The 25,037-nt window shown below is 67.6% G+C and carries 22 protein-coding genes; 8 read left to right on the forward strand and 14 right to left on the reverse strand.

Going from position 1 to position 25,037, the window contains the following annotated elements; genetic code table 11:
* Nucleotides 1-288 precede the first annotated feature (288 nt).
* The 3 genes from OKW78_RS10885 to rio1 all read right to left on the reverse strand — a co-directional run bounded on the left by OKW78_RS10885 (nucleotide 289) and on the right by rio1 (nucleotide 2,636).
* A complete protein-coding gene (locus tag OKW78_RS10885; RefSeq protein WP_281195181.1) occupies nucleotides 289-831 on the reverse strand; it encodes a pre-rRNA-processing protein PNO1 in 543 nt (180 codons plus the stop codon).
* Between the two features lie 115 nt (nucleotides 832-946).
* Nucleotides 947-1,666, reverse strand: a complete 720-nt coding sequence (locus tag OKW78_RS10890; protein WP_281195182.1) for a hypothetical protein — start codon at nucleotides 1,664-1,666, stop codon at nucleotides 947-949.
* A gap of 52 nt (nucleotides 1,667-1,718) precedes the next feature.
* The gene (gene rio1 / locus OKW78_RS10895) at nucleotides 1,719-2,636 is read right to left on the reverse strand and encodes a serine/threonine-protein kinase Rio1 (protein WP_281195183.1); all 918 of its coding nucleotides are present in this window, start codon (nucleotides 2,634-2,636) and stop codon (nucleotides 1,719-1,721) included.
* A gap of 144 nt (nucleotides 2,637-2,780) precedes the next feature.
* Between rio1 and OKW78_RS10900 the strand changes: the two genes are divergently transcribed.
* Together OKW78_RS10900 and OKW78_RS10905 are read left to right on the forward strand one after the other, a co-directional pair.
* On the forward strand, nucleotides 2,781-4,826 hold the full coding sequence (locus OKW78_RS10900; RefSeq protein WP_281195184.1) for a DUF460 domain-containing protein: 2,046 nt from the start codon (nucleotides 2,781-2,783) through the stop codon (nucleotides 4,824-4,826).
* Between the two features lie 103 nt (nucleotides 4,827-4,929).
* Nucleotides 4,930-5,916 carry a tyrosine--tRNA ligase gene (locus OKW78_RS10905; protein ID WP_281195185.1) on the forward strand — a complete coding sequence of 329 codons (987 nt, stop codon included), beginning with the start codon at nucleotides 4,930-4,932 and terminating at the stop codon, nucleotides 5,914-5,916.
* A 23-nt stretch (nucleotides 5,917-5,939) separates the two neighbouring features.
* Here OKW78_RS10905 and OKW78_RS10910 read toward each other — a convergent pair whose 3' ends face one another.
* From OKW78_RS10910 to OKW78_RS10920, 3 genes are all read right to left on the reverse strand, one after another.
* Complete coding sequence (locus OKW78_RS10910) at nucleotides 5,940-6,707, reverse strand: topoisomerase DNA-binding C4 zinc finger domain-containing protein (RefSeq protein ID WP_281195186.1); 768 nt, start codon at nucleotides 6,705-6,707, stop codon at nucleotides 5,940-5,942.
* A 51-nt stretch (nucleotides 6,708-6,758) separates the two neighbouring features.
* A complete protein-coding gene (locus tag OKW78_RS10915) occupies nucleotides 6,759-8,078 on the reverse strand; it encodes an amidohydrolase (protein ID WP_281195187.1) in 1,320 nt (439 codons plus the stop codon).
* Between the two features lie 90 nt (nucleotides 8,079-8,168).
* Nucleotides 8,169-9,443 (reverse strand): MFS transporter, encoded by a 1,275-nt coding sequence (locus OKW78_RS10920; RefSeq protein WP_281195188.1) that lies wholly within the window; start codon nucleotides 9,441-9,443, stop codon nucleotides 8,169-8,171.
* A gap of 128 nt (nucleotides 9,444-9,571) precedes the next feature.
* On the opposite strand from OKW78_RS10920, the gene OKW78_RS10925 reads away from it, so the two are divergent.
* Entirely contained in the window at nucleotides 9,572-9,934 is a 363-nt protein-coding gene (locus OKW78_RS10925; RefSeq protein WP_281195189.1) for a dihydroneopterin aldolase family protein, read from the forward strand.
* A gap of 4 nt (nucleotides 9,935-9,938) precedes the next feature.
* Nucleotides 9,939-10,436, forward strand: coding sequence for a hypothetical protein (locus OKW78_RS10930; RefSeq protein ID WP_281195190.1), 498 nt, complete (start codon nucleotides 9,939-9,941; stop codon nucleotides 10,434-10,436).
* Between the two features lie 89 nt (nucleotides 10,437-10,525).
* Here OKW78_RS10930 and OKW78_RS10935 read toward each other — a convergent pair whose 3' ends face one another.
* The 5 genes from OKW78_RS10935 to OKW78_RS10955 form a co-directional block, all read right to left on the reverse strand.
* Nucleotides 10,526-11,887: an ABC transporter ATP-binding protein gene (locus tag OKW78_RS10935; protein WP_281195191.1), complete on the reverse strand. Its 1,362-nt coding sequence runs from the start codon at nucleotides 11,885-11,887 to the stop codon at nucleotides 10,526-10,528.
* A complete protein-coding gene (locus OKW78_RS10940; protein WP_281195192.1) occupies nucleotides 11,884-13,002 on the reverse strand; it encodes an ABC transporter ATP-binding protein in 1,119 nt (372 codons plus the stop codon). Before OKW78_RS10940 ends, OKW78_RS10935 begins: the two co-directional genes overlap by 4 nt.
* Nucleotide 13,003: 1 nt before the next feature.
* Nucleotides 13,004-13,999, reverse strand: a complete 996-nt coding sequence (locus tag OKW78_RS10945) for an ABC transporter permease (RefSeq protein ID WP_281195193.1) — start codon at nucleotides 13,997-13,999, stop codon at nucleotides 13,004-13,006.
* Entirely contained in the window at nucleotides 13,999-14,994 is a 996-nt protein-coding gene (locus tag OKW78_RS10950; RefSeq protein WP_281195194.1) for an ABC transporter permease, read from the reverse strand. The genes OKW78_RS10945 and OKW78_RS10950 overlap by 1 nt, the downstream gene beginning before the upstream one ends.
* Nucleotides 14,995-15,223: 229 nt before the next feature.
* Entirely contained in the window at nucleotides 15,224-16,837 is a 1,614-nt protein-coding gene (locus tag OKW78_RS10955; protein WP_281195195.1) for an ABC transporter substrate-binding protein, read from the reverse strand.
* Between the two features lie 299 nt (nucleotides 16,838-17,136).
* Between OKW78_RS10955 and OKW78_RS10960 the strand changes: the two genes are divergently transcribed.
* Nucleotides 17,137-18,372, forward strand: coding sequence for a PLP-dependent aminotransferase family protein (locus OKW78_RS10960; RefSeq protein WP_281195196.1), 1,236 nt, complete (start codon nucleotides 17,137-17,139; stop codon nucleotides 18,370-18,372).
* 98 nt (nucleotides 18,373-18,470) lie between these two features.
* Here the strand turns inward: OKW78_RS10960 and OKW78_RS10965 are convergent, their stop codons facing one another.
* On the reverse strand, nucleotides 18,471-19,529 hold the full coding sequence (locus OKW78_RS10965; RefSeq protein WP_281195197.1) for a D-2-hydroxyacid dehydrogenase: 1,059 nt from the start codon (nucleotides 19,527-19,529) through the stop codon (nucleotides 18,471-18,473).
* An 87-nt stretch (nucleotides 19,530-19,616) separates the two neighbouring features.
* Nucleotides 19,617-20,684: an ABC transporter ATP-binding protein gene (locus OKW78_RS10970; RefSeq protein WP_281195198.1), complete on the reverse strand. Its 1,068-nt coding sequence runs from the start codon at nucleotides 20,682-20,684 to the stop codon at nucleotides 19,617-19,619.
* 305 nt (nucleotides 20,685-20,989) lie between these two features.
* Here OKW78_RS10970 and OKW78_RS10975 point away from each other — a divergent pair, with 305 nt between their 5' ends.
* The 3 genes from OKW78_RS10975 to OKW78_RS10985 are packed head-to-tail and all read left to right on the forward strand — an operon-like array spanning nucleotide 20,990 to nucleotide 23,861.
* Nucleotides 20,990-22,078: a PotD/PotF family extracellular solute-binding protein gene (locus OKW78_RS10975; RefSeq protein ID WP_281195199.1), complete on the forward strand. Its 1,089-nt coding sequence runs from the start codon at nucleotides 20,990-20,992 to the stop codon at nucleotides 22,076-22,078.
* A gap of 7 nt (nucleotides 22,079-22,085) precedes the next feature.
* Nucleotides 22,086-22,991: an ABC transporter permease gene (locus OKW78_RS10980; RefSeq protein WP_281195200.1), complete on the forward strand. Its 906-nt coding sequence runs from the start codon at nucleotides 22,086-22,088 to the stop codon at nucleotides 22,989-22,991.
* A gap of 3 nt (nucleotides 22,992-22,994) precedes the next feature.
* Nucleotides 22,995-23,861 carry an ABC transporter permease gene (locus OKW78_RS10985; protein ID WP_281195201.1) on the forward strand — a complete coding sequence of 289 codons (867 nt, stop codon included), beginning with the start codon at nucleotides 22,995-22,997 and terminating at the stop codon, nucleotides 23,859-23,861.
* Nucleotides 23,862-23,941: 80 nt separating this feature from the next.
* On the opposite strand, the gene OKW78_RS10990 is transcribed toward OKW78_RS10985, so the two are convergent.
* Nucleotides 23,942-25,037, reverse strand: a 1,096-nt coding sequence (locus OKW78_RS10990) for a GTP-binding protein (RefSeq protein WP_281195202.1), incomplete at its 5' end; no start/stop codon positions are given.

Below are 25,037 nucleotides of genomic sequence, written 5' to 3' on the forward strand. Positions count from 1 at the left end.
TCGACGAGGCTGGGGAGGGTGAGGTGCGGTTGCGGGGCGGGACTCGAAGGGGCAGTCGCGATTCCCGCGAACGAAGTGAGCGGGAAGTCGGGAGACGAAGTCTCCCGGAAGGACGAAGCACGACGACGTAAGCACCGGAACGAAGGAGCGTTAGCGACCGAGTGAGGAGCACAACGGGTCGCGCGAGTCCTCGCGGCTGGGGCTTCGGTGGTGTTCGTGCCGATCACCGATTTACGAACGAACTCTAGCGGGACCACGATCAACGACGACTCCGGGATCGAACCTCGCCTACCGCGGCGCGTTGAAGCTCACGTCGTCGTTCAGCTCGTTCGATTTGCGCTCGAGGTACGAGTACACCGCGCCGTGGGGCGCGCCGTCGAGCAGCATGCCGACCGCCCGCCGGACTACCTGGAGCTCCTCGGGACCGCCGACGGCCCCGACCGTGGTGCCGTAGACGACGACGTTCGCCCCCGTCAGCTCCTCCATCAGCTCGCGGGTCCGGCCGTTCTCGCCGATTATCCGCCCCTTCTTGCGCTGGAGGTCGTTGTCGTTGCGGGTGTGTTCGGCCAGGTCGATCAACTCCAGCGTCCGGAGGTCGTGGTCGAGTATCGACAGCGCGGTCTCCGGTTTGAACCCCCGCCCGATCGCCTTGATCACGTCCGGCGCGACCAGCGCGGCGACGGGGTCGTCCGTCTCCTCGATGGCGACGCTGCCGGACTCGGAGTCGACGTCGAGTCTGACGCCCGCCCGGTCTTCGATCTCCCGCATCGTCTCGCCGCCGGCACCGATGACGACGCCGATCCGGTCCTGCGGAACCGTCACGTGTTGCATACGCAGGGATACCCGGCGGAGCCTTTTAAACGTGTTCCGCGAGCCGCGGTGTGTGGCCGGATACCGGGCGTATGCGGCCGGCTACCGTGGATTCTCGGCTCTCGGAGGGGACCGATCACATCGACCACGACACGTCACGGTCGACGACGCGGTATCCCTGAGCGGCGAGGGCCGCCCCGAAGTACCGCTCGGCGACCAGCGCCTGCGGGACGGATCGGAGATCGAATCGCCGGTCCGTCGTCGATTCGACGTCAACGACCGTCTCCCCGTCTCCCTCGCGGATCGACACCCGATAGGTTCCCCACGGCCGCCCGCCCGCGGTGGCGCTCACTTCGAGCGTTTCGACGGCCTCGTCACCGTTTTCGACCGCCCTCTCAACGCCCTCGGACCTCGCCGACCGAACCGTGAGATCCATCGACACCGATCGCAACCCGAGGAGGTAGGAGAACTCGTACGTCGCGCGGGTCGTCGAGAAGCCGTCGAACTCCTCGCCGGTCCGCTCGTCGTTTGTCGTGATCCCGTCCGCAATTCCCCACTGAAAGGCGAGCACCGGCGGGGTGACGCTCCGGAAGTCGGACGCGACCGTCGCGGGATCGGCGTCGGTCGTCAATCGCGTGTGTCCGCCCCGGCGGACGGCCGGAACGCGGACGACCGCCACGAGGGCGAGCACTGCCAGCGTCGCCGGCAGGAGGTCGAGCGTCCGGATCGCGGTCAGGGCGACGGCGACGACGAGGAGCGCGACGAGCCAGCTGGCGGCGCGTTCGGCTCGGTGATACCGTCGAACGACGGCGACGACTTCCGAGGGTACCGACGCGGGGTCGCTCGCGGAGGGCATGGCGGGTCGTCGACCGTGTCGGATCTTAGTGCTTTCGTCGCCCGGATGCCGACTACCCGTCCGGCTCGCCGCTCGGGTCCGGTTCCGGCTCCGTCACGTACGCACGGAGGTCGTCCGGATCGACGTCGATCCCCTGCCGGGTGAAGAAGGTCGCCACGTTCTCGCAGTCGCGTTCGAGGAACTCCCCCGCGTTCGGATGGTGGACCGTCACGGCCTGGCCCAGGTCGATGACCACCAGCTCGCCGTCGTGGATGATCATGTTGTACTCCGAGAGGTCGCCGTGGATCAACCCCGCACGGTAGAGCCGGCGCATGTACTCACGGACGACCTCGTAGGCGGTCTCGGGGTTCTCCACGTCGACCTCGTTCAGCCGGCGGGCGCGGTCGTCGGCGTGGCCAACGAGCTCCATCACGAGCACGTTCCGCTGGACCGCGATGGGTTCGGGAACGCGCACGCCGGCCTTCCGAGCACGCTTGAGGTTCGCGAACTCCTTTTTCGTCCACGCCAGCACGACCGCCTTCTTGTCGTTCGCGATCCCCTCGAACCGCGGGTCGCCCTCGAGGTACTCCCGCATCTGTCTGAAGTTCGAGGAGTTGATCCGATACACCTTCACTGCGACCTCACGGGCGTACTCCTCGGCGGCCGCGGCCGATCCCGGCTCGGGCCGCTCGCCGGCCTCCCCGCCGAGCGCCTCGAAGACGCTCGCCTCCTTGCCGGTCGAGACCGGACCGCCGAAGGCGTCGACGTACCCGTCCTGGACCAGCTTGTACACCGCCGCGAGCGTCGCGTCGTCGAAGACCGACTCCTGGAGCTTGAACTGCTCGGTGTCCTTCACTCGTTCGCGGAACTCGTTGAACTCCCGGTCCTGTCGGCGAGCGATCCGGTCCGCCTCGGTGTCCGAGACGTCCAGCTCCTCCCACTCGTCGCCGGGCTGATCTTCGGGCTCGAGCAGCACGAACTCCTCGCTCATTCGTCCGACCTTCACCGCGGGAACGTATAAGCGGGCGGGTCGGCTCGCCGTCGGGGTTCCGACGGCTCCGGACTCGGCGACTCCGAACCCGACGACTCCCCGCTCGGCGTGGGGTATATACGGCCGAGCGGTCTACGTGATCCCGTGACATCCCGGACCATCCGCGCCCGCGACCGGCCGGTGTTCGGCGTCGACGTGCAGAGCGGCGACGTTCGCGGCGACGACCCCTCCTACGCCCTCGTTATCCTCGACCCGGTCGACGACGACGACCCCGACGCACCGGACGCGGACGGGCCCCTCGCGCGGATCACCCGTGACGTCGTCTCCCTCCGGAAGCTCCGGCGGCTGATCGACGACCGCGAGCCGCTGTACGTCGCCACCGACAACGCCTACGAGCTGGCACCCGACAAGAACGCGCTCGTGGGGTTGCTGCGGTCGCTGCCGGACGGAACCCGGCTCGTCCAGGTGACCGGCGCGGAACGTCCGGAACCCCTCTCCCGGGTCGCCTCTCGACACGGGATCCCGTACGGGAAGAAGCCGATGAGGGAGGCCGAGGCGGCCGCGCGGCTCGCGGCGGCCAACGTCGGCCACGAGGTGACCGCCTTCACCGACGAGACCACGGTGAAGGTCTCCCGCGGCCGCTCGACCGGCAAGGGCGGGTGGAGCCAGGACCGCTACACCCGCCGGATCCACGGCAACGTTCGGAAGCGAACGCGACAGGTCCAGTCGAAACTGGAGGGAGCGAACCTGGAGTTCGAACGGGAGGTGACGGAGAAGTACGGCGGCTACGCGAACGCCGTCTTCACCGTTGGGGCCCGACCCGAGGAGATCCCCGTGTCGAACTCGCGAGCGGGCGACGTCCGCGTGGAGGTCGAACGGGAGCGTCGCGACGGGATCGAGTACGAGCCGCTCGTGAAGCGTCGCGACCGCGTCATCGTCGGGATCGACCCGGGAACGACCACCGGGGCGGCGGTCGTCGGCCTCGACGGGACCGTCCACGCGCTCTACTCCTCGCGGACCGCCGACACGGCGGAGGTGACCGAGTGGATAATCGAGCAGGGGCGGCCGATCCTCGTCGCCGCGGACGTGGAACCGATGCCGGAGACCGTCGAGAAGTTCCGGCGCTCCTTCGATGCCGCCGGCTGGCGGCCGACGACGGACCTCCCGGTCGACGAGAAGCTCCACCGCACGCGGGAGGCGAGCTACGGGAACGACCACGAGCGCGACGCGCTGGCGGCCGCGCTGTACGCCTACGACGCCCACGCCGACCAGTTCGAGCGGATCACGGAGAAGACGCCGCCGCGGCTCGACCGCGAGGAGGTGATCGCGGGCGTCGTCGCCGGCGGCGCGTCCGTCGAGGCCGTCATCGAGGAGTTGCGCGAGGACGCCGACGGCGACGGCGACGAGGGGGGCTCGACGCCCGAAGCGGACCCCACGGAGCCGGAGCGTACCGAGGAGGAGGAGACGATCCGGCGGCTCCGGGACCGGGTCGACCGGCTGGAGTCGCACGCGGACTCGCTGGAGGACGACCTCGACGAGCGCGACGACCGGATCGCGGAACTGGAGGCCGAACTCGAGGAGGCGAAACGCGAGGAGCGGATCGAAGCGCGGAGCCGTCGGATCGTCTCGCGGATCGAACGCGAGACCGATCGCTTGGAGCGCGAGCGGGACGAGGCCCGCGAGACGGTCGCGGAGCTCGAGGGAAAGGTGGAGACGCTGAAGGAGCTGTGGCGGCTCGACCACTCCAACTTCGACGACGTCGCGGCCGACCGCGGGCTGACCAGCGTGAAGGTCGTCGAGCAGTTCACGCTCGACGCGATAGACGCGGCCGACGAGGCGTACGGGCTCGTCGCCGGCGACGTGGTGTACCTCCGGGACGCGTCCGGCGCGGGACGACGGACGGCGGAGCGGCTGGCGGAGACCGACCCGCGGGCGGTGATCCGCGACGGCAACCTCTCGGAGGTCGCGGACGGGGTGCTCTTCGATCACGACGTTCCCGTCGTCCCCGCGTCGGCCGTCCCCGTCCGCGAGGTCGACGAACTCGCGGTCGCCGAGGAGGGGGCGCTGGAGGCCGCCATCGACGACTGGGAGGCGCGCGCCGAGCGTCGCCGTCGGGACGAGCGGGCCGAGCGGCTCGACCGGATCATCTCCGAACACCGGGCGGGGACGAGACTCGAAACGGAGGAGTGAACCGCGAACCCCCGGAGTGATGAGCACGGCGGGTGACCGTCGAGCCCGCTCGCGGCGGCGGGCTTTCAGAAGTCATATGCCGAGCCCCCGCGCTATCGTAGGCATGGACGCCCACGAGCGGATCACCCGGAACACGGCCGAGGTGGTCACCGAGGAGGAGATCGAGACGCTGGCCGACGACCCCGACGGCAAGCGGGCGTACGTCGGCTACGAGCCCTCCGGCGTTCTCCACATCGGCCACATGCTCACGGCGAACAAGCTGATCGACCTCCAGGAGGCCGGCTTCGAGGTCACCGTCCTGCTCGCGGACGTCCACGCGTACCTCAACGACAAGGGATCGTTCGCGGAGATCCGGAGCACCGCCGAACGGATGCGCGACCAGTTCATCGCCTACGGGCTCGACGAGTCGAACACCCAGTTCGTGCTCGGCTCCGACTTCCAGCTCGACGAGGACTACACCCTCGACCTCCACGCGCTCGAGCTCGAGACGACGCTGGCCCGTGCCGAGCGCGCCATGGCGGACATCAAATCCGGTGACTCCGTGAAGGTCTCACAGGCCGTCTACCCCCTGATGCAGGCGCTCGACATCCCGTACCTCGGCGTCGACCTCGCGGTCGGCGGGATGGAACAGCGGAAGGTCCACATGCTCGCGCGCGACGTGCTCCCGAGCATCGACCGCGAGCCGCCGACGAGCCTCCACACGCCGCTCATCGCCGACCTCGGGACGGGCGAGGGGAAGATGTCCTCCAGTACGGGCGTCACCATCTCGATGGAGGACTCCCGCGAGGAGATCGAGGAGAAGGTGAACAAGGCGTACTGCCCGCCGACGGCCGACCCCGACTCGACCGAGGACGGCGTCGAGCGCGAGAACCCCGTCCTCCAGGTGTTCGAGTACCACGTCTTCCCGCGGTTCGAGACGGTCGTCGTCGAGCGCCCCGACGAGTACGGCGGCGACCTGGAGTACGAGGCCTACGAGCCGCTCGAATCCGACCTCGAGTCCGGCGAGCTTCATCCGGCGGACGCCAAGGGCGCGCTCGCCGAGTACCTCGATCGGCTCATCGCGCCCGGCCGCGAACAGTTGGCAGAGTAGCGCCGTTCCTCCTCCGGAGAGCTTCACCGCGCGGTCCCGTTCTCCCCCCTTTGTCTCCCGTCGACCGCGCACGTCCCGTCGAGACACCGGCGACCGGCCGCCGTCTCGAACACCGGCAGTCCGCAGTCGCACTCGTCGACGGCGACGCCCGAGGGGATCGAGAGCGTCGTCTCACAGTCCGGCTCGTTCTCACAGGCGAGGTAGACGCGTCCGGGTGCGTACCGGACCACCAGGCCCTCGCCGCAGTCCGGGCAGTTCCAGACGCGGTCGAATCGGTCCGAAACGGCCTCCGCGAGCGGGTCACACGCGGGATCGAGACAGAGGTGGAACGCCTCGCCGCGCTCGACGCGTATCTTCGGGAGCCCGCAGTCCTCGCAGGTCGCGTCCGTGACGCTCGCGCCCGCCGGGAGCCCCCACCGCCGCTCGCAGTCGAGACAGACCACGTCGCCGCGCGAGCGCACGAGCGGGCCGCCGTCGTCGGGGCACGTCCCGACCGGGATCCCCGCCTCGGTGACGGGAAGCGCCCGGCTGGCGGTCGCCTCCTCGGCGACGACGCGGAGCCGTCGGGTTCCCTCCCGCGCCGTGACGGTGAACCCCGCGCCGTCGCCCTCGACGACGACGGAGTTCGGGCGGGTGAGCCACGCCACGGGCTGGTAGCCGTCGGCGTCGTGGACGAGCGTGGTGTTGTCGGGCTTTATCAGGACGACCACGCGGCCGCGGTGCGTGCGGGTTCGGTCGCCGCGCTCGGTCACCTGACAGTCGCCGGCGAGGACGCGAAGGCGTTCTGGCATGCGCCGTCTGGCCGCGCCATGTGTGTTAAGCGGTCGGGGCTGGAGGCGAGTTCACGACCCGCCTTCGACCCGCGAGACGAGGTCGCTCGCCGCCTCGGCCGCGCGGGTTCGGATCGACTCGGCGTCCATCGTCAACACCTCACGATTCCGCATGAGGACGCGACCGTCACAGATCGTGTGGCGCACGTCGCTGCCGCGGACCGCATACGCGAGATGCGAGACCGGGTCGTGGACCGGGGTCAAGTGTGGGGCGTCGAGGTCGACCACGGCGAGGTCGGCGGCCTCCCCCTCCGCGATCCGGCCGCCGGGCAGGCCGAGCGCGTCCGCGCCGCCGGCCGTCGCCATCTCGACGACGGTCTCGGCGGGGACGGCGGACGCGTCGTCGGCCGCGAGCTTGCCGACCATCGCGGCGTCACGCATCTCGTCGAAGAGGTCGAGGTCGTTGTTCGAGGCCGCCCCGTCGGTGCCGAGCGCGATCGTGACGCCCGCCTCGTGCATGCGCTGGACCGGAGCCATGCCGCTCGCGAGCTTCATGTTCGAGGCCGGACAGTGGACGGCCGCGGTCCCCGTCGCCGCGAGCAGGTCGATCTCCGCGTCGTCGACGTGGACGCAGTGGGCGAGGAAGGTATCCTCGCCGAGCGCGCCGAGGTCGTCGGCGTACTCGAGGGGGCGCTCGCCCCGTTCCTCGAGGATCGGCTCCACCTCCTCGCGCGTCTCATTGGCGTGGAGGTGGACGGGGACTGCCGCGTCGTTCGCCCGTTCGATCCCCTCGCGGAGGTACGCCTCGCCGACCGTCGTCAGCGAGTGGGGCATGAACGCGGTCCGGATCCGGCCGTCCGCCGCGCCGTCGAGCTCGGCGGCGACCGAGAGGCTCTCCTCGACGTCGGCGACCGCCGCGTCCCCCTCCTTCCCGACCGTGACGACCCCGTGACCGAGGCGCGCGCGCACTCCCGCGCGGTCGACCACGTCGGCGACGCGGTCGGTCGCGAAGTACATGTCCGCGAACGCGGTCGTCCCGGACCGGATCATCTCGAGGACCCCCAGTTCGGCGCCGACCTCGACGTCGTCGTCGGTGAGTTCGGCCTCCGCGGGCCAGATGTCCTCGCGGAGCCACGCGTCGAGCGGTTTGTCGTCGGCGTAGCCGCGGAGCAGCGTCATCGAGACGTGGGTGTGGGCGTTTACCAACCCCGGGATCACGATCCCGCCCGTCGCGTCGAGCGTTTCCGCGGCGTCCTCGCGATACTCGGCGACCGCGTCGCCGTCGTCGATGGCGATGATCGTTCCCTCAGCGCGGTCGATGACGACGTCGCCCTCGCGCACGCGACCGTCGGGGTGGAGGACCCGTCCGCCCGTGATACACAGCGTGTCCATGCGGATCGGTTCCGCGCCGCGGGCCTAACGCCTTCCGTTCGTCGGCGGATCGGCGAACGCCGTCGACGCCGCGCCGCCGACCGAACGCGACTACTCCACGTCGACGACCGAGTACAGCACGAGCGCGACCACCGCCCCCGCCGCCGGCACGAGCGCCAGCGCCAGGAACGTCCCCCGCACGGTCGTGACCCCGAGGAGGTAGCCGGCGATCGCCGCGCCGGCCGCGCCGACCCCGAAGTTGGCGAGGTAGGTGTAGCCGTACGAGAGCCCGCGGCCGTCGGGCGGGCTGTAGACCGCGATCGCGGCCTGATACAGCGGCTGGATCGAGAAGAGCACGAAGCCGAACACGGCACTCATCGCGATCAGCGGCCAGAGGCCGGCCTCGGCGACTGGAATGAAGAGCACGGCGAGGACGACGAGCGCCGTGAACACCGCCGCCAACCCCGCGGATACCGAGATCCGATCGGTCAGCTTACCGCCGACGTACTGGCCGGCGATACCGACGGTCAACAGTCCCGCGTACAGGTAGGAGGCGAGGTCGAACTCCTCGGCCATCGGGCTGTCGGGCGCGAAGAGGCCGATCGTTCCCGAGACGTCCGGGAGGTACCCGCCCAACACGTCCGGCAGGAAAGTGAGCACCCCGCGGTAGAACACCCCGTTCATGAGGACGACCGCCATCGCGAGCGCGAACCCGAGGGTGAAAAGCGCCCGGCTGTCGGCGAGGAACGCGCCGAGCGAGTCGGGGCCGGCGGATCGGTCGTCGTCCGCGGGTTCGGCGTCGTCCGCGTCCGCTGCAGCGACGTCGACGGCCGCCATCTCGTCGAACTCGGCGGTCAATGCGTACGCGACCGCGAGCACGGCAGGCGCGACGAGCAGCGCAGAGACGAGCCGCCAGTCGAACAGGATGAGGAGCGATGCGGTGACGAGCGGACCGAACGCGATCCCCAGGTTCCCGGCCATCCCGTGGTAGGCGAACCCGGTCCCGCTCTCCTCGACCCCCGTCGAGATCAGCGAGAGCGACGCCGGGTGGTGGACGCTCGCGAAGACGCCCCACAGGGCGAGCGCGAGCGCGATCGTGGCCGTCCCCTGTGCGGCGCTCAAGAGCAGGAAGGACGCGCCCATCCCCGCCAGCCCGACCAGAACCATCGACCTCGTGCTGTACCGGTCCGCGAGGAGACCGCTCGGGAGCGCGCCGATCCCGAAGAGCGCGTAGCCCACCGCGACGATGGTGCCGATCGTCGCGGTCGTTACGGAGAACTCCGAGAGCCAGATCACGACGAGGATCGGGATCGAGAGCTCGTAGGTGTGGACGATCGCGTGAGACACCATCGTGAACGCCACGATCGACCGGCCGTTTTCGTTCATTCACCTCGACCGTCCACGGCCGGAACATAAAGCACGTCGAAGCCGGCGGGAGTCGCGGCAACCCGCTTTCCGCCCCGGCGACGACGCGGCTCCGAAGCTTCTTACGCCGACGGCCCCCGCCTTCGGACATGGCCACCGACGCCCAACAGGCGTGTTTCGAGGCGGGGATCAAGTTCGGCTCCCTGTACCACCAGTTCGCCGGGACGCCCGTGAGCCGGGAAAGCGCCCGGAGCCTGGAGGTCGCGATGGCGGAGGCGATCGAGAACCAGCCGTTCTGTGCGTCGGTAAACGTCGAGATCCACGACGACCGCGTCGAGAAGGCGATCGATCACGCGAACGACTACACCGAACTGACCGGCTCACTGATGGACGTCGAGATGCGGATCGACCACGAGGGCGTCGTCGTCGACACCCGAATGGAGATGGTCGACGGCTACCCGCTGATGAAGCTGGTCTCGGTGGCGGAGGGAGACGCCGATCACGACGGGTGAGACCATGGTCCAGCGACGCCACGACGGTCCGACCGACAGAACGGGCTTCGACGACACGAGGAACTACCTGAGCGACGCGCTCGGCCGGGTCGTTCCCGGTCGACTCGCTCGCCGCGCGGTCACGCTCGAGGTGGAGACCGGCCGGACGGAGTACGCTCGCGGCGAACCCGTCGAGATCACCGTGCGGCTGCGGAACCGGCTCCCGGTACCGGTCGAACTCGAGACGACCACGCGTCGACAGTGGGGCTGGCGCGTCGACGACGTCCTCGAGGCCAGCGACGAGAGGCGGTACGTCAGGTCCGAGCCGGGGGCCGTCGGGTTTAGGGCCGGCGAGACCAAAGTCGCCACGACCACCTGGAACGGGCACTTCAGGCGGGAGAACGAGACGGGACTCGACAGATCGGTTCCCGCCGACCGGGGCGAACACGTCGTGTCCGCGTTCCTCGCCGTCGCGGACCCGGAACCCCACCACGAGGACTCGACGCGGATCCGGATCCGGTGAGGCGGGAGGAGTCCGTCCGGATCGGTACCGGAGCCCGAGTCGGGACGAGTGTGTCTTGGTCGGTACGAGCGTCCGGGTCAGCGACGCGTTCAGTCGTCGGCCTCGCCGACGTCGGCGCTCCCGGCGAACCGCTCGCCGACCGACGACGCGAGTTCCGTCTCCTCGCCCGCCGCGACCGCGTCGTCGCGGACGAGGTGGCAGGCGGCGTAGTGTCGGCTCTCGCCGTGCGTCGGCGACACCTCGTAGGCGGGCTCCTCGGTCGCACAGACGCTTCGGTCGGCGAACGACTCGGTGAGCAGCCGCTCCGCCTCCTCCCACTCCCCCGCGGCGACGTGGCCGATCGCCTCGTCGAGGAGGGTTCCGGCCTCCCCGCCGGGTTCCGCGTCGGCGAAGTGGCGTTGGCGGACCGCCGCGCGGTTCGTCGTCTCGAACGAGCGGCGTTTCACCGCCCGCTGGAACTCGACGACGTTCGCCCACTCGGGATCGGTCATGTCGTACTCCGCGGGCCGGATCAACGACGGACACCGTGTCCGGAACCGGCAGCCCGAGGGCGGGTCGATCGGCGAGGGAACGTCGCCCGTGAGCAGGGCCGTCCGCCCCTCGCTTCGTGGGTCCGGGACGGGAATCGCGTCGAGCAGCGCCCGCGTATAGGGGTGTTGCGGGTTCTCGAACAGCTCCTCCTTGTCCGCGATCTCGACCATCTGCCCGAGGTACATCACGGCGACGCGGTCCGAGATGTGCCGGATCACGCTCAGGTCGTGGGCGATGAACAGGTACGTGAGGTCGAACTCCTCCTGGAGGTCCCGCATGGTGTTGAGCACCTGCGCCTGGATGGAGACGTCGAGCGCGGAGACCGGCTCGTCACAGACGATGAAGTCGGGGTTCACCGAGAGCGCACGCGCGAGGTTCACCCGTTGGCGCTGCCCGCCCGAGAACGCGTGCGGGTAGCGGTTGTAGTGTTGCGGGTCGAGCCCCACCTTCTCCAACAGCTCCTTTGCGCGCGCCTCGCGACCCTCCTCGTCGAGCATGCCGTGTGCCTTCATCGGCTCCTCGACGATGGGGCCGACCTTCATCCGCGGGTCGAGCGACGACTGCGGGTCCTGGAAGATCATCTGCATGTCCTTGCGCTTCCGGCGGAGCGGCTCGCCCGAGAGCGACGCCAGGTCCTCGCCCTTGAAGTAGACGCTCCCCGAGGTGGGTTCGAGCAGCCGGAGCACCGTCCGGGCGAGCGTGGACTTCCCACAGCCCGATTCCCCGACGAGCCCGAGCGTCTCCCCCTTCTCGATGTCGAAACTGACCGACTCGACGGCTCGGACGTCCCCGTGCTGGCGCTTGAAGAAGGGAAACTCCCGGTCGAACGTCACGCCGCCGAGCATGCCGCTCCCCTCCGAGAAGTACTTACACAGCTCTCTGACCTCCAGAAGCGGCTCGCCGTCGTCCGTCCCGCTCATTCTTCGCCCCCGGTCCGGGTCAATCCGGCACCGAACCCGCCGGCCGCGTCGCCCTCGATCGGTCGGCTCTCGTCGTAGCCCACGTCGAAGGCGTCGTACTTCACGCACGCCGCCCGGTGGGTCGGCTCACCCTCGTCCGCGAGGTCGCGCGGCTCCGGATGGACCTCCCGACACACCTCCCGTGCGTCGGGACACCGCGAGTGGAACCGACAGCCCGCGGGCGGATCGATCGCCTCGGGCATCACGCCCTCGATCGGGTTCAACTCGTGGACCGTCTCGTCCGGTCTGGGCATCGAGTCGAGAAGCGCCCGGGTGTACGGGTGTTTCGTGTCGTAGAACAGGTCGTCGACCGTCGCGTGCTCGATGATCTCCCCGAGGTACATGACGTTCACCCGGTCGCAGATCTCCGCGACGACGCTCATGTCGTGTGTCACCCAGATGAAGGAGGTGTCGTACTTCGTTTGGAGCTCCTTGACCATCTCGAGGATCTGTCCCTCGACGGTGACGTCGAGCGCGGTCGTCGGCTCGTCGGCGATGATCAGGTCGGGCTGGCAGGCCAGCGCCATCGCGATGAGCACGCGCTGGCGCATGCCGCCGGAGAACTGGTGTGGATACTCGTCGTATCGCGTCTCCGGGGCGGGGATCCCGACCTCACGGAGCATGTCTATCGCCTCGCGTTTCGCCTCCTTCTCGGAGAGATCCCGGTTGAGTTCGATGAACTCCCGAAGCTGGCCGCCGACGGTGAAGACGGGATTGAGCGACTCCATCGGGTCCTGGAAGATGATCGCGATCTCGCGGCCGCGGATCTCCCGGCGCATCTCCTCCTCGGAGAGCATGTCGTCCCGGGGGCGGAGTTCGCCGTTCGCGTCCTCCTCGAGCCCGAAGAGCGTCCGTCCCTTGAACGTGATCTCGCCGCCGACGATCTCGCCGGGGCTCTCGACGAGCCGAAGGAGGCTCGACGTCGCGACCGACTTGCCGGCCCCGGACTCGCCGACCAGCCCGACGATCTCGCCCTCGTGAACGTCGAAGGAGATCCCGTCGACCGCCCGAACGGTTCCGTCTTCGGTGAAGAACTGCGTCTTGAGGTTCTCGACGCTGAGTAGTGGTTCGCTCATGTCAGTTGTTGATCCGCGGATCGAGTGCGTCCTGGAGGCCGTCGCCGAGGATGTTGAATCCGATGACGGTGATCAGAATGGCGATGCCGGGGAAGACGCTGAACGTCGGTGCGGGGAGCATGTACCCACGCGACACGGAGAGCATCTGTCCCCACGAGGGGGTCGGCGGCTGCGCGCCGAACCCGAGGAACGAGAGACCGGCGACGATGAGGATGCTCACGCCGACCTGGAGGGTCGCCTGGACGAGCACCGGCGCGAAGCTGTTCGGAATGACGTGTCTGAGGATGATGTTCCGGTCCTTCACGCCGGCCGCGCGCGCCGCCTCGATGTAGTCCTCCTCGCGGATCGAGACGACGCGCGACCGGATCAGTCGGTTGAAGACGGGGATGGCCGTGATCCCGACGCCGATCATCGCGAACCGGAGGTCCCGCCCGAACGCGGTCATGAACGCTATGACGAGCACGAGGAACGGGATCGCGTAGACGGTCTCGGTGGCCCGCTGAAGCACGTCGTCGATCCAGCCGCCGTAGTAGCCCGAGACCGCGCCGATGAGCGTCCCGCCCGTGAGCCCGATCGTGGTCGCCATGAAGCCGACCGTCATCGCGACGCGGGTCCCGTAGACGACCCGACCGAGCAGGTCGCGGCCGCGGTGGTCGGTGCCGAGCGGGTGTTCGAGCACCCCCTGACCGAACTGGTTCTCCATGCCGACCGGCGGGAGCAGGCGTTCGACCCGGTCCGGGTCGGTCTCGGGGTTGTACCACACCGCCTCCGCGATCGCGTAGTCGAGCAAGTAGTAGTCGACCGCGGCGAAGGCCGCGACGAAGGTCATGAACCCGACGATGTAGATCCCGATGCGTGCGGTCGTGTCGTGGCGTACCTGCTTGAGCGTGTACCGTATCCCGACGCGTGATTCGATCTCGCCCGCGTCGTCCCCGTCGGCGGATCCGTCGCCGACGTCCGTCGTGTCGTCGATGTCAGTCGTGTCGTTGATCGCCATCAGTCGTCACCGTAGGTAACCCGCGGGTCGAGGTAGCTGTACGTGACGTCCGTGATGATCACGCCGATCACGTACACGAACCCGAACACGAGCGTCGTGCCCATGATCAGTTCGTAGTCCTGGTTGTTTATCGCCGTGATGATCAGCCGGCCCATCCCCTGTATCTCGAAGACCGTCTCCGTGAGGACGGCTCCGCCGAGCGCCGTCGACAGCCCGAGGCCGATGATCGTGATCACGGGGAGCTGTGCGACCTGGAAGGCGTGTTTGCGGACGATCGTGGACTCGGGGACGCCGTACGCCCGCGCGAGCGTGACGTACTCGCCCTGGAGGGAGTCGACCATCGAGGAGCGCTCGATCCGCGTGATCTGTGCCATCTGAAGCGTCCCGAGCGAGATCATCGGCAGGAAGAGGTGGTGTGCCGACTGGCGTATCACCTCCAACCGCGTCGCGGCGCCCCGGACGTCGGCCGGATCCGCCCACGGGAGGATGAGCCCGCGCGCGGGGAACCAGCCGAGATGGAACGCGAAGACGATGATCAACACCAACCCGATCCAGAACGACGGCGTCGAGACGCCGATGAGCGAGACGATCCGGGAGACGTGGTCCGCCGGCTCGTTCCTCCGCTTCGCCGAGATCACGCCGAGCGGGATCGCCGTGACGATCGCGAACGCGAACGCCGAGAGCATGAGCAGCAGCGTCACCGGCAGCCGCAACAGGATCATCTCGAGCACCGGGCGGTCGTAGTAGATGCTGAGCCCGAGATCGCCCGTCGCCACGCCGGAGAGATACGTCAGGTAGCGCACGTGGATCGGACGATCGAGGCCGTATCGGGCGCGGATCGCCTCCACCTGCTCCTGGGCCGGCGTCGCCCCCAGCATGATCTCGACCGGATCGCCGGGGATCTGGTTGGCGAGAAAGAACGTGATCGTCACGATACCGATGAGTACGGGTATCGCCTGTGCGAGCCGCCAGAGTGTGTACCGAAGTAGACTCACTGTCGTTGATTCCTGTTATGTCGCCTCTCGTCGTGGTCGGTCCAGTTCGTCGCCGTCGCTTGTCCGTTTCGCCCGAGCCGACGCGCCTACACGACGATAGCGAGCCGTCGTCGGACGCATGGACGACCCTCCCGTGAGGTTCGCGTCGTTCCCGTTCGCCTCGCGGACGGAACGCGTGTGAGGCGTTCCGCCGCTTCGCCGATCAGTTCGTCGCGCTTCGTCGATGGAGTTACCGCGAGACCGAGGCGCCGCCGACCTGGATCTCCGTCGAGATCGGGTGTGAGCTGAACCCTTCGACGGCGCTCCGGACGCCGTAGGAGTTGTTCAAGTTGTACGCGGGCAGGTGGACCCGCCCCTCGAGCAGCGTCCTGGTCGCGTCGATGTAGAGCTGCCGGCGCTCCTCGCGGTCGGCGGACTCGCGGGCCTGCGAGAGCATCTCGGAGGCCTCGTCGTAGCCGTGGAACGTGCCGTTGGTCACGCCGTCGGCCTCCTGGCTCAGGAGGTTGTACGCGAACGCGTCCGGGTCCGGGGCACCGGACCAACCGAGCGTGTACATGTTGTAGTCGTCCTCGCTGTTCGGTCCGTCGTCACTCTGGTACGTGTCGGTGAACGTCCCCCAGTCGAGCCGCTGGACCTCGACGTTCTCGAAGCCGGCGTTCTGGAGGCCGTCGCCGATCGAGATGCCGATCTGCTCGCGCATGTCGTCCGGCGGAACGATGATCCGCCAGTCGTAGTCCATCGAAACTCCGGCCTCCTCGAACAGCGCCTGCGCCTCCTCGACGTCCCGACCGTGCGGGATCTCCTGCCATTCGTCGACCGGGAAGTCCCACTCCTCGGAGATCGAAGACGGGTACGGGCTGTACTGCCGAACGCCGGAGGGCTCGACGAAGTTCTCGATCGCCTGGTCCATCGAGAAGCAGTAGTCGACAGCCTCCCTGACGAGGGGATCGCTCGTCGGACCCTCGGCACAGTTGAACGCGAGGTAGAAGTAGCCGACGCCCGGCTCCTCGGTGACGCTGGCGTTCTCGTTGTTCTCGACCGTCTCGTACAGCTGCGGCGGGATGGTCTCGATGACGTCGACGTTGCCCGTCTCCAGTTCGGTGACCCGCGTGGTCTGCTCCTCGATGGGGTCGAACTCGATCCGTGAGATGTCCGGGAGGTCGTCGTCCCAGTAGTCGTTCCATCGCTCGACGGTCGCGTAGTTCTCCGGTTCCCACTCGACGAGCTGGTAGGGCCCGGAGCCGACGGGGTCCTGGTTGTACGCCTCGGTGTCCTCCTGTCGCACGGAGGCGTTGACGACGCTTCGGACCATGGCGATGGTGAACGCGCCGTACGGGTACGAGAGGTCGAACTGCGCGGTGTGTTCGTCGATCGCCTCCGCGGAGTCGATCATGTTGACCTCGGGGGCGTTCTCCGTCTGCTCCTCGACGGGAGCCGTCATCGTGTGGACGACGTCCTCCGCGGTGACGGGGTCGCCGTTCTGGAACTCGGCGTCCTCGCGGATCGGGACGATGAACCGCGTGCCGTCGCGTTCGACCGTCGGCATCTCGGCGGCGATCTTCGGCTGGATGCCGACGCCCTCGTCGTACTCGTAGATCCCGTCGAAGATCTGGCCGGCGATCTGGGCGGAGGGCACGTCGTTCATGACCACGGGGTCCATGTCGAGGGGACCCTTCACCTGCGCGAAGTACAGCTCCTGCTGGGGCAGGTCGCTACCGCCGTCGCCGCCACCGCCGCCACCGCCGGCACAGCCGGCGAGGAGGACCGACGTTGAGAGGGCAGTTCCGCTCGCGAGGACCCGTCTGCGGGTTAGGTTCCGTTTCGTGATGTCGTCACGGGACATACGACCGAACTCGTGGTAGGGAAAAGATAAATGTTGTTGATCGTTTTGTGGACGATCAGCCTCGAATGCGACCGAATCCCAGGATTTCAGCCCGAGTTCCCTCGGTCCGCGTCCCGGTTCCCGATCGCGTCCCGGTCGGCGGCACCACCGGTGGGACGAGATCGTTTATTAAACACTGATCAGTTTCAAACCAGATGAAAAACGATCCAAACACTATATTATGAATATACATATATACATCCATACAATTCGGTGAAAAGGTTTATACTCGTGTTCTAATTGCGTTCTGACGAACCGATATGGACGACACTGACCGATCGGACGGGCTCGAGCACCTCTACAGCGAGACCGTCCGGGAGACGATGGACGGGTCCGTCTACGGGGCGTGGCGGTCGATCCGGGACGCGGACGCCGTCCTGCTGAGCTTCGGCTTTCCCTACCCCGACTCGTTCCCGAACGGCGAACTGCTCTCGGCGGCCGAGTCCCTCTTCGAGGCCGAAGGGGACTGCGCGCTCCAGTACGGCGGCGGAGAACATGCCGACGCGCTTTCGACAGTCATCGCCGACCGGGCTCGCGACCGCGGGATCGACTGTACGACCGCGGAGATACACGTCACGAACGGGGCGACGAACGCGATCGACACGGTATGCCAGACCTTTCTCGATCCCGGTGACACGGTGTTCGTCGAGGCACCCACGTTCATGGGCGCGCTCCGGCTGTTCCGCAACTACGACGTCGACATCGAGGGGTTCGACGTGGACGCGGACGGCCTCGACGTCGACGCGGTCGCCGACGCGCTCGCCGAGCGGGAGGCCGCCGGCGAGCCGCTGCCGACGCTTCTGTACACGATCCCCAACTTCCACAACCCGACGGGCGTGACGCTGTCCGCCGGGCGTCGCGAGCGGCTGCTCGAGTTGGCCGAGACGTACGACTTCGTGATCCTCGAGGACGACCCCTACGGCCAGCTCCGCTACGACGGCGCGGAGCCGCCACCGATCAAGGCACTCGACGAGCGCGGGCGGGCGATCCGGGTCAACACGTTCTCGAAGACGATAGCCCCGGGCATCCGGACGGGCTGGGCCATCGCCGACGAGTCGGTCGTCGAGCAGTTCGACCGCGTCAACGCCGGCGGCGAGCCCAGTTTCACCCGCGGGCTCATCACCAGCTACGCCGCGGACGGCCGGCTCGAGCGCGCCGTCGACGAACTGTGTGTGGGGTACGAGGAACGCCGCGACCGAATGCTCGAGAGCCTCGAGACGCGAATGCCGCCGGAAACGACGTGGAGCGAGCCCGCGGGCGGTTTCTTCGTCTGGGTCGAATTTCCCGAGGGGATCGACGCCGAGGAACTGCTCCCCGACGCCATCGACGCGGGGGTCACGTACCTCCCCGGGTCGTTCTTCTATCCCGACGACGGGGGAACGCACCACGCGCGGATCTCGTTCAGCCACGCCTCGCCGCCGGCGATAGACGAAGGGATCGACGCGCTGGCGACCGCGGTCCGCGCCGCGATGCCGACCGTCGAGGCGGACGACTGAGACGGCATCGGGTTCGGCGACTACCGCGGACGACTCCGTCGGCGACGGCCTCGGACGACCACTCGACGACGGTCTCAGGCGACGGACCGACGACGGCCTCAAACGACCCGATTACGGAGCTCGTCGAGCTCGCCGTCGGCGTACCGTTCGTAGTTCTCGGCGAACAGATCGCCGATCCGGTCCGCGTACTTCGGCGTCGACCCCGCCATGTGAGGCGTGATGATGGCGTTCGGGAGGTTCCAGAGCGGCGAGTCCGCCGGAAGCGGCTCCTCCTCGAAGACGTCGAGGGCGGCCCCGCGGATCCGGCCCTGCTGGAGGGCGGTCTCGAGCGCGGGTTCGTCGACGACCTCGCCGCGGGCCACGTTCACGAGGACGGCGTCCGATCCCATCGCCATCAGCTCCTCCCTGCCGATCAGGCCGCGCGTCTCCTCGACGAGCGGGCACGCGAGGACGACGTGGTCCGAACGAACGAGGAGCTCGGAGAGTCCCGAGGGCGGGTACGCCTCGTCGACGACGTCGGGGGCCGTCTCCGGCGTGCGTTTCGTGCCGATCACCTCCAGATCGAACCCCGTGGCGAGCTCCGCGACGCGCGTGCCGATCGCGCCGACGCCGACGATCCCGAGGGTCTTCCCGCGCAGCTCGCCGGCGGAGTAGTCGCGCCAGACCCCCTCGCGCTCCTGTTGGCGGATCCCTCGGTGGATCCGCCGCTCGAAGGCGAGCAGATAGCCGAGGACCTGCTCGGCGATCGGGTTCGCCGCGACGCCGGAGGCGTTCGTCACGGCCACGCCTCGTGCGTCGAGTTCCGCGAGGTCGTAGGAGTCGACGCCGGCGTTGAGCGTCTGGATCCAGTCGGGGGCCGCCCCGTCGGGGAGCGTCTCGCTCACCGGGCGAACCGTGAGGACGACGTTCACGTCGCCGATCGCAGCCCTGGTCTCCGCGGCGGTCCTCGCCGTCTCGATCCGGTCGGCCGCAGGGAGCGCCGCGTCGACGCGGGAACACAGTCGTCGACGGAAGTCGGTCCCGAAGACTCCCGGGACGCTGTGGTGGATCAGGACATCGGTTGCGGTAGCGTCGGCGTCACCGTCGACGGCGTCCGTTGTGGCCTCGGCGACATCGGCGTCAACGGCGTCCGTTGTGGCGTCGATGTGCCCGCTCATGTGCACTCGAGGCGATCGGTCGGTCGCGGGGACGGTTCCGCGCTCTCACGGCACGGATCGTCACGACACGGATCCCGCGAGGCTCGCTCACTTCGCATAGACCCGTACCGCGTCGGGATTGAGATCGACGGAGACCTCGTCGCTTTCGGGCATGTCGGACCGCCCTTGGATCGAGACGTCGAGATCGGGCAGCGAGTCGTCCGCCGGCTCGACCACCAGGTTGGTCCGCTCGCCGTGGAAGTAGCTGTCGACGACGGTACCGTCGATGGTGCCCGCGCCCGGTTCGGCGAGCTCGATCTCCTCCGGCCGGATGGAGGCGAGCACCTCGCCCTTCACCGGCGACTCGCCCAGATCGACGGTCACCTCGGTGCCGGTATCGAGTTCGAGCCGCGGTGGGTGAGTCGTGTTCTCGACGACGCCATTGAGCAGGTTCGTGTCGCCGATGAAGTCGGCGACGAAGGCGGTGGCCGGCTCGCGGTAGATCTCCTTCGGCGTGCCGATCTGTTCGATGTGGCCGTCGTTCATCACGGCGAGCCGGTCCGACATGCTCATCGCCACGTCCTGGTCGTGGGTCACGTAGAAGAACGTGCTCTCGACGCGGTCGTGGATCTCCTGGAGCTCGACCTGCATCTCCTGGCGCAGCTTCCGGTCGAGACTCGAGAGCGGCTCGTCTAAAAGCAGGATGTCGGGCTCGTTGACGAGCGCACGGGCGATCGCGACGCGCTGTTGTTGCCCACCGGAGAGGTCCTGCGGCTTGCGGGTCTTGTAGCCGGAGAGGTCGACGATGTCGAGATACTTCTCGACGAGCTGCTCGCGCTGGCCGGCCTCGACGCCCTTCTTCTTCAGTCCGTAGCCCACGTTCTCCGCGACCGTCATGTGCGGGAAAAGCGAGAGGCCCTGGAACACGAGGTTCGTGTTCCGCTTGTTGGGCGGCCGGTGGATCACGTCCTCGCCCTCGATACGGATCGAGCCCGCGGTCGGCGTCTCGAAGCCGCTTATCATCCGGAGGGTGGTCGTCTTCCCGCACCCGGAGGGCCCTAAAAGCGAGAAGAACTCGCCGCGTTGGAGGTCGATGTCGATCCCGTCCACGGCGACGGTGTCCCCGAACTCCTTGCGGATGTCATCGAGCTGGACTGCCGTTTGTGAGTCCGTCATGGTCGCGGATTGTCCGACGACGTATATTCAACGTTTCGTCCAGAAAGTATCCATACATTCGAGAATATATACATACTAATGAGATACATGAGGAAAGACGTCGAGTGTCTTCGATAACCATCATCGTCGTTGATCCGGATGGAGTCCGCGGGAGCGTTCGGCCGCGTACCGTCCGATACCAGGGTATTCGTTCGTTCCGTTTTGTGAACTATACCTAGACGAATATGAGAATATAAGGATGATATTTCGATGAACACGTGTTATTCAGAGTAGTTTTATTATAGATAAGTGGAAGCGATGTGACGATGGTAGACAGACGGCAGTTCATCAAGGCGGCAGGCGCGACCGGCGTAACTGGCATGGCTGGCCTCTCCGGCTGCATGGGCGGCGGAGGCGCGACCACGGTCTCGATCCTGACGTGGACGGGCTTCGACTCGGTCAACGATCAGATCGAGGACGAACTCGATGACGTCGAGATAGAGATCACGCCCGCGGACGGCTCCGCGAACATGTTCGCTACCGTGAACGCGGGCGGGGGCGAGGAGTACGACATCGTCGTCCCGAACAACGAGTACGTCCCGCAGTTCATCGAGGCCGAACTGGCGGCCCCGGTGGACATGGACGTCATGACGAATTTCGACTCGCTGTATCCCACGTTCCAGTCCGCGGCCGAGGGGCAGTTCTCCGACGGGAGCGAGATATACGGTCTCCCCATCCAGTTCGGATGGTACGCCTACGGCTACGACAGCTCGGTCCTCCCCGAGGACCACGAACACTCCTACGAGGTCCTCTTCAGCGAGGAGTACGAGGGTGCGGACCTCGCGGGCGGCATCGCGCTGTACGACGGTTACTTCAAGTCGATCATGGCGGCGGGGCTCGCGCTCGGCTACACCGAGGCGTTCGAGGGCGACACGGTGTCGTTCACCGACGAACAGCTCACGGAGATCGAGGAGACGATGATCGACTTCAAGCCGAACCTCCTCGGGTTCGTTCACGACGAGGAGACCCTCACACAGGACTACCAGAACGGGAACGTGGTCGCGTCGTACGCGAACCGGAGCACGCACGTGGGCATCATGAACGAGGTTGACGACGTGGAGTTCTCCGAGCCGAAGGAGAACGAGCTCACCTGGTTCGAGGGAGCCGTCGTCACCGAGGGTTCCGAGAACAAGGAGGCCGCCTTCCGGGTGCTGAACGAGTACATCGATCCCGATACCGGCGCCGACCTCTCCGAGGAACGGAACATCCTGAACACCTCACAGGCCGCGATGGACAACATCGACGCCCCGGACCTCCAGATCGAGCCGGACGTGCTCGAGGGAATGATCCCGTTCAAGCCGGCGGAGCGTGACGACGAGTGGATAGAGATGTTCGAGCGGATCAAGAACGCGTGATCACGGGATGAGTACCGTTCAGCAACTCGGCGAGGCGTTCGAACGGCGCGGCGAGCGGGCGAAGCTCGCGATCATGGCGGGGCCGGGAGTGAGTTGGCTACTCGCCCTGATACTCGCGCCTACGGCGTTCCTGGTGATGGTGAGCTTCGCGGAGATCAACAGCTCCTACGACCTCGTGTGGTCCTTTTCGGTCTCGAACTACGGGGACTTGTTCGTCGGACAGAGCGGCCTGTTCAACACGCCGTTCATCGACTCGTTCCTGCTCTCGATCGGGATCGCGGCGGCCACCACGGTCGCGACCGTCGTCCTGGCGTATCCCGTCGCGTACCTGCTCACGCGACTCTCGGGACGGACGTTCAAGATCGTGTTGTTCGCGGTCCTGGTCCCGTTTTTCACCATCTTCATCGTACGCATCTACTCGTGGCTCGCGATCTTCGGTCAGTCGGGGCTGCTCAACTCGTTCCTGCTGGCCACGGGCATCGTCTCCGCGCCGGTCGGGATCTTCGAGTACGGGCTCGCGGCGGTGGTCATCTCGCTCACCCACGCCTTCTTCCCGTACATGTTGTTGACGCTGTACTCGAGCCTCGAGGGGATCGACTACGGCGTCATCGAGGCGTCGCGGGACCTCGGGGCGACGCGGATCGAGATCGCGAAGGACGTCGTGGTCCCGCTGTCGGCACAGGGGCTCATCACCGGCTGCGTCTTCGTGTTCGTCCCCGCGCTCGGGACGTTCATCACGCCGCAGTTCCTCGCCCGCGGTCAGTTCACGATGATCGCCGAAGTGCTCGCAAGCAGAATAAACGAACTGTACGCGCTCAACTACGCTGCGGCGGGGTCGCTGTTCCTCATCATCCCGACCCTGATCGCGTTCGCGATCGTGATGCGTACCACCAGCCTGGAGGCGATGGGGTGAACCATGGCGGACAGTGAAGGACACGGCCGGCTGGCGCGTCTCGTGGGCGAGCCCCGGGTGACGGGGACCGTCTCCGTCGACCGGGTCGTGAGCGCGGTCGCCTCGTACGGCATGTGGGTGCTGACGATCGGGATCATCGTCTTCCTCTGGCTCCCGCTGTCGTTGATCGTCGTGCTCTCGTTCATGGAGAGTTCGGTGCTGTTCCCGTTCGAGGGGGTCACCCTCGCGAACTACGTCAGCCTGTTCACCAACTCGTCGCTCCTGGGAGCGGCCCGCCAGAGCGCGATCGTGGCGACGACGTCCGCCTCGGTCGCGACGCTGCTCGGCGTTCCGTTGGGCTTTGCCATCGCCCGCCACACGTTCCCCGGTCGGTCGATGGTTAGAGGGATGGTCATCCTCCCGCTTCTGATGCCGGGGATCATCATGGGCATCTCCCTACTGATCCTGTACCGCGTGATCGGCTTTTCTCCCGGGTTCCTCGGAACCGTGCTCGCCCACTCCGTGTACGGGCTCCCCTTCATCGTCCTGCCGGTGATCGCCAGGCTCGCCGTGTTCGACCGGAAGCTCGAGGAGGGCGCGCGTGACCTCGGCGCGGACGGCCGGGGCGTGCTTCAGGACGTCACGCTCCCGATCATCTCGCCGGCGATCGCCGCGGGCTTCGTGTTCGCCTGGCTCCGCTCGTTCGAGGACTTCATCCGCGTCTTCTTCGTCGGCGGGACGATGGACGCGCTCACCAAGGAGATGTACGGGATGGTGGTCTACTCGCAGGGGACGGAGGCGATGGACCCGATGGCGACGCTGATCGTCGTGGTCGTTGCCTCCGCACTGGCGGTCGCGATCAACCTCCGGGACATCCTCGAGTACGTCTAGTCGCGCGCCGAGGGGACGGCGCGTGCCGTTTCGTTTCCTTCGTTTCCGTTTTTCACCCGTGTGCGCCCGAGGAGACCGCTCTACGCTTCCTCTCCGGGCTCGCCGGATTCTCCAGCCCCGTCCGGGTCCACGTCGCGGACGGTCCCGACGCCCTTGCTCGATCCCTCCCGGAAGACGAAGCGCTGTCCCTCCTCGATCAGGTACGGGCGGAACTTGAACCGGACGCGGGTCATCCCGGTGTCGCCCGGGAGCAGTCGCCCCTCCGCCGGGACGAACGCGGCCGCCTCCGAGACGGTCTCGACGTGGACGACCGGCTCGTACCCCTCCCGGATCCGCGTCGGGTGGTTGAGCACCATCACCTCCGCCTCGAACTCCCGGACGGGGTCGGGGTCGACGTCGCGGGGGACGAGCGCCATCCCGCGTTCGATCTCCGCCTCGTCGACGCCCTTCAGGGCGATCCCGACGATCCGCCCGGCTTTCGCCTTGTCGACCCGGTGGTAGTGCATCTCGATCGAGCGGACCTCGACCTCGCGGAAGGAGCCGTCGGCCATCGGACCCAGGAGGAGCTCGTCGCCCGCCTCGACGGTTCCGGAGTTGACCGTGCCGGACGCGACCGCGCCGACGCCGGTCACCTTGTAGCTCCGGTCGATATACATCCGAAACGTCTCGCGCTCGGGCGTCGCTCGTTTGGGCAACGTCTCGAACAGCCGGTCGAGGGTCTCGACCCCCTCCCCGCTCACCGCGCTGGTCCGGAGTAGAGGGACGACCCCGTCGCCGACCTCCGAGACCGCGACCTCGACGCCGTGTCGGTCGACGAGGAGCGGCGTCTGGCCCGCGTCACGGAGCGTCGACTCCACCTCGCGTTCGACCGCGGCGAGCCGCTCGTCGCTCACGGCGTCCGCCTTCGTGATCGCGACGATGGTGGGGAGTTCGGTGGCGAGCAGGATCCCGAGGTGCTCGCGCGTCGTCGCCGTCGGGCCGTCGTCGGCGGCGACGACGAGCAGCCCGTAGTCCAGCTTCTGGCCGACCAGCCCGCGGATCGTGGTGTGGAGCCACGGCTCGTGGCCCACGGTGTCGACGAACGAGACCAGCCGGTCCGCCTCCTCGACGATCCGCGCGCGATCGGACTTCCGGTGAGGGTTGTCCATCCGGACCGGCTCCGCGGCGTCGTCGGCG

Source organism: Halorubrum sp. F4, from assembly GCF_027257195.1.
In the GTDB taxonomy this organism is placed as follows: Archaea; Halobacteriota; Halobacteria; order Halobacteriales; family Haloferacaceae; genus Halorubrum.

Excerpts from the sequence above, each read along its gene's own strand:
- OKW78_RS10905 (WP_281195185.1), top strand. The coding sequence starts at position 4,930 with ATGGACGCCCACGAGCGGATCACCCGGAACACGGCCGAGGTGGTCACC.
- OKW78_RS10955 (WP_281195195.1), bottom strand. The coding sequence starts at position 16,837 with ATGTCCCGTGACGACATCACGAAACGGAACCTAACCCGCAGACGGGTC.
- OKW78_RS10980 (WP_281195200.1), top strand. The coding sequence starts at position 22,086 with ATGAGTACCGTTCAGCAACTCGGCGAGGCGTTCGAACGGCGCGGCGAG.
- OKW78_RS10925 (WP_281195189.1), top strand. The coding sequence starts at position 9,572 with ATGGCCACCGACGCCCAACAGGCGTGTTTCGAGGCGGGGATCAAGTTC.
- OKW78_RS10935 (WP_281195191.1), bottom strand. The coding sequence starts at position 11,887 with ATGAGCGGGACGGACGACGGCGAGCCGCTTCTGGAGGTCAGAGAGCTG.
- rio1 (WP_281195183.1), bottom strand. The coding sequence starts at position 2,636 with ATGAGCGAGGAGTTCGTGCTGCTCGAGCCCGAAGATCAGCCCGGCGAC.
- OKW78_RS10885 (WP_281195181.1), bottom strand. The coding sequence starts at position 831 with ATGCAACACGTGACGGTTCCGCAGGACCGGATCGGCGTCGTCATCGGT.
- OKW78_RS10890 (WP_281195182.1), bottom strand. The coding sequence starts at position 1,666 with ATGCCCTCCGCGAGCGACCCCGCGTCGGTACCCTCGGAAGTCGTCGCC.
- OKW78_RS10965 (WP_281195197.1), bottom strand. The coding sequence starts at position 19,529 with ATGAGCGGGCACATCGACGCCACAACGGACGCCGTTGACGCCGATGTC.
- OKW78_RS10910 (WP_281195186.1), bottom strand. The coding sequence starts at position 6,707 with ATGCCAGAACGCCTTCGCGTCCTCGCCGGCGACTGTCAGGTGACCGAG.
- OKW78_RS10945 (WP_281195193.1), bottom strand. The coding sequence starts at position 13,999 with ATGGCGATCAACGACACGACTGACATCGACGACACGACGGACGTCGGC.
- OKW78_RS10975 (WP_281195199.1), top strand. The coding sequence starts at position 20,990 with ATGGTAGACAGACGGCAGTTCATCAAGGCGGCAGGCGCGACCGGCGTA.
- OKW78_RS10920 (WP_281195188.1), bottom strand. The coding sequence starts at position 9,443 with ATGAACGAAAACGGCCGGTCGATCGTGGCGTTCACGATGGTGTCTCAC.
- OKW78_RS10985 (WP_281195201.1), top strand. The coding sequence starts at position 22,995 with ATGGCGGACAGTGAAGGACACGGCCGGCTGGCGCGTCTCGTGGGCGAG.
- OKW78_RS10930 (WP_281195190.1), top strand. The coding sequence starts at position 9,939 with ATGGTCCAGCGACGCCACGACGGTCCGACCGACAGAACGGGCTTCGAC.
- OKW78_RS10915 (WP_281195187.1), bottom strand. The coding sequence starts at position 8,078 with ATGGACACGCTGTGTATCACGGGCGGACGGGTCCTCCACCCCGACGGT.
- OKW78_RS10970 (WP_281195198.1), bottom strand. The coding sequence starts at position 20,684 with ATGACGGACTCACAAACGGCAGTCCAGCTCGATGACATCCGCAAGGAG.
- OKW78_RS10960 (WP_281195196.1), top strand. The coding sequence starts at position 17,137 with ATGGACGACACTGACCGATCGGACGGGCTCGAGCACCTCTACAGCGAG.
- OKW78_RS10940 (WP_281195192.1), bottom strand. The coding sequence starts at position 13,002 with ATGAGCGAACCACTACTCAGCGTCGAGAACCTCAAGACGCAGTTCTTC.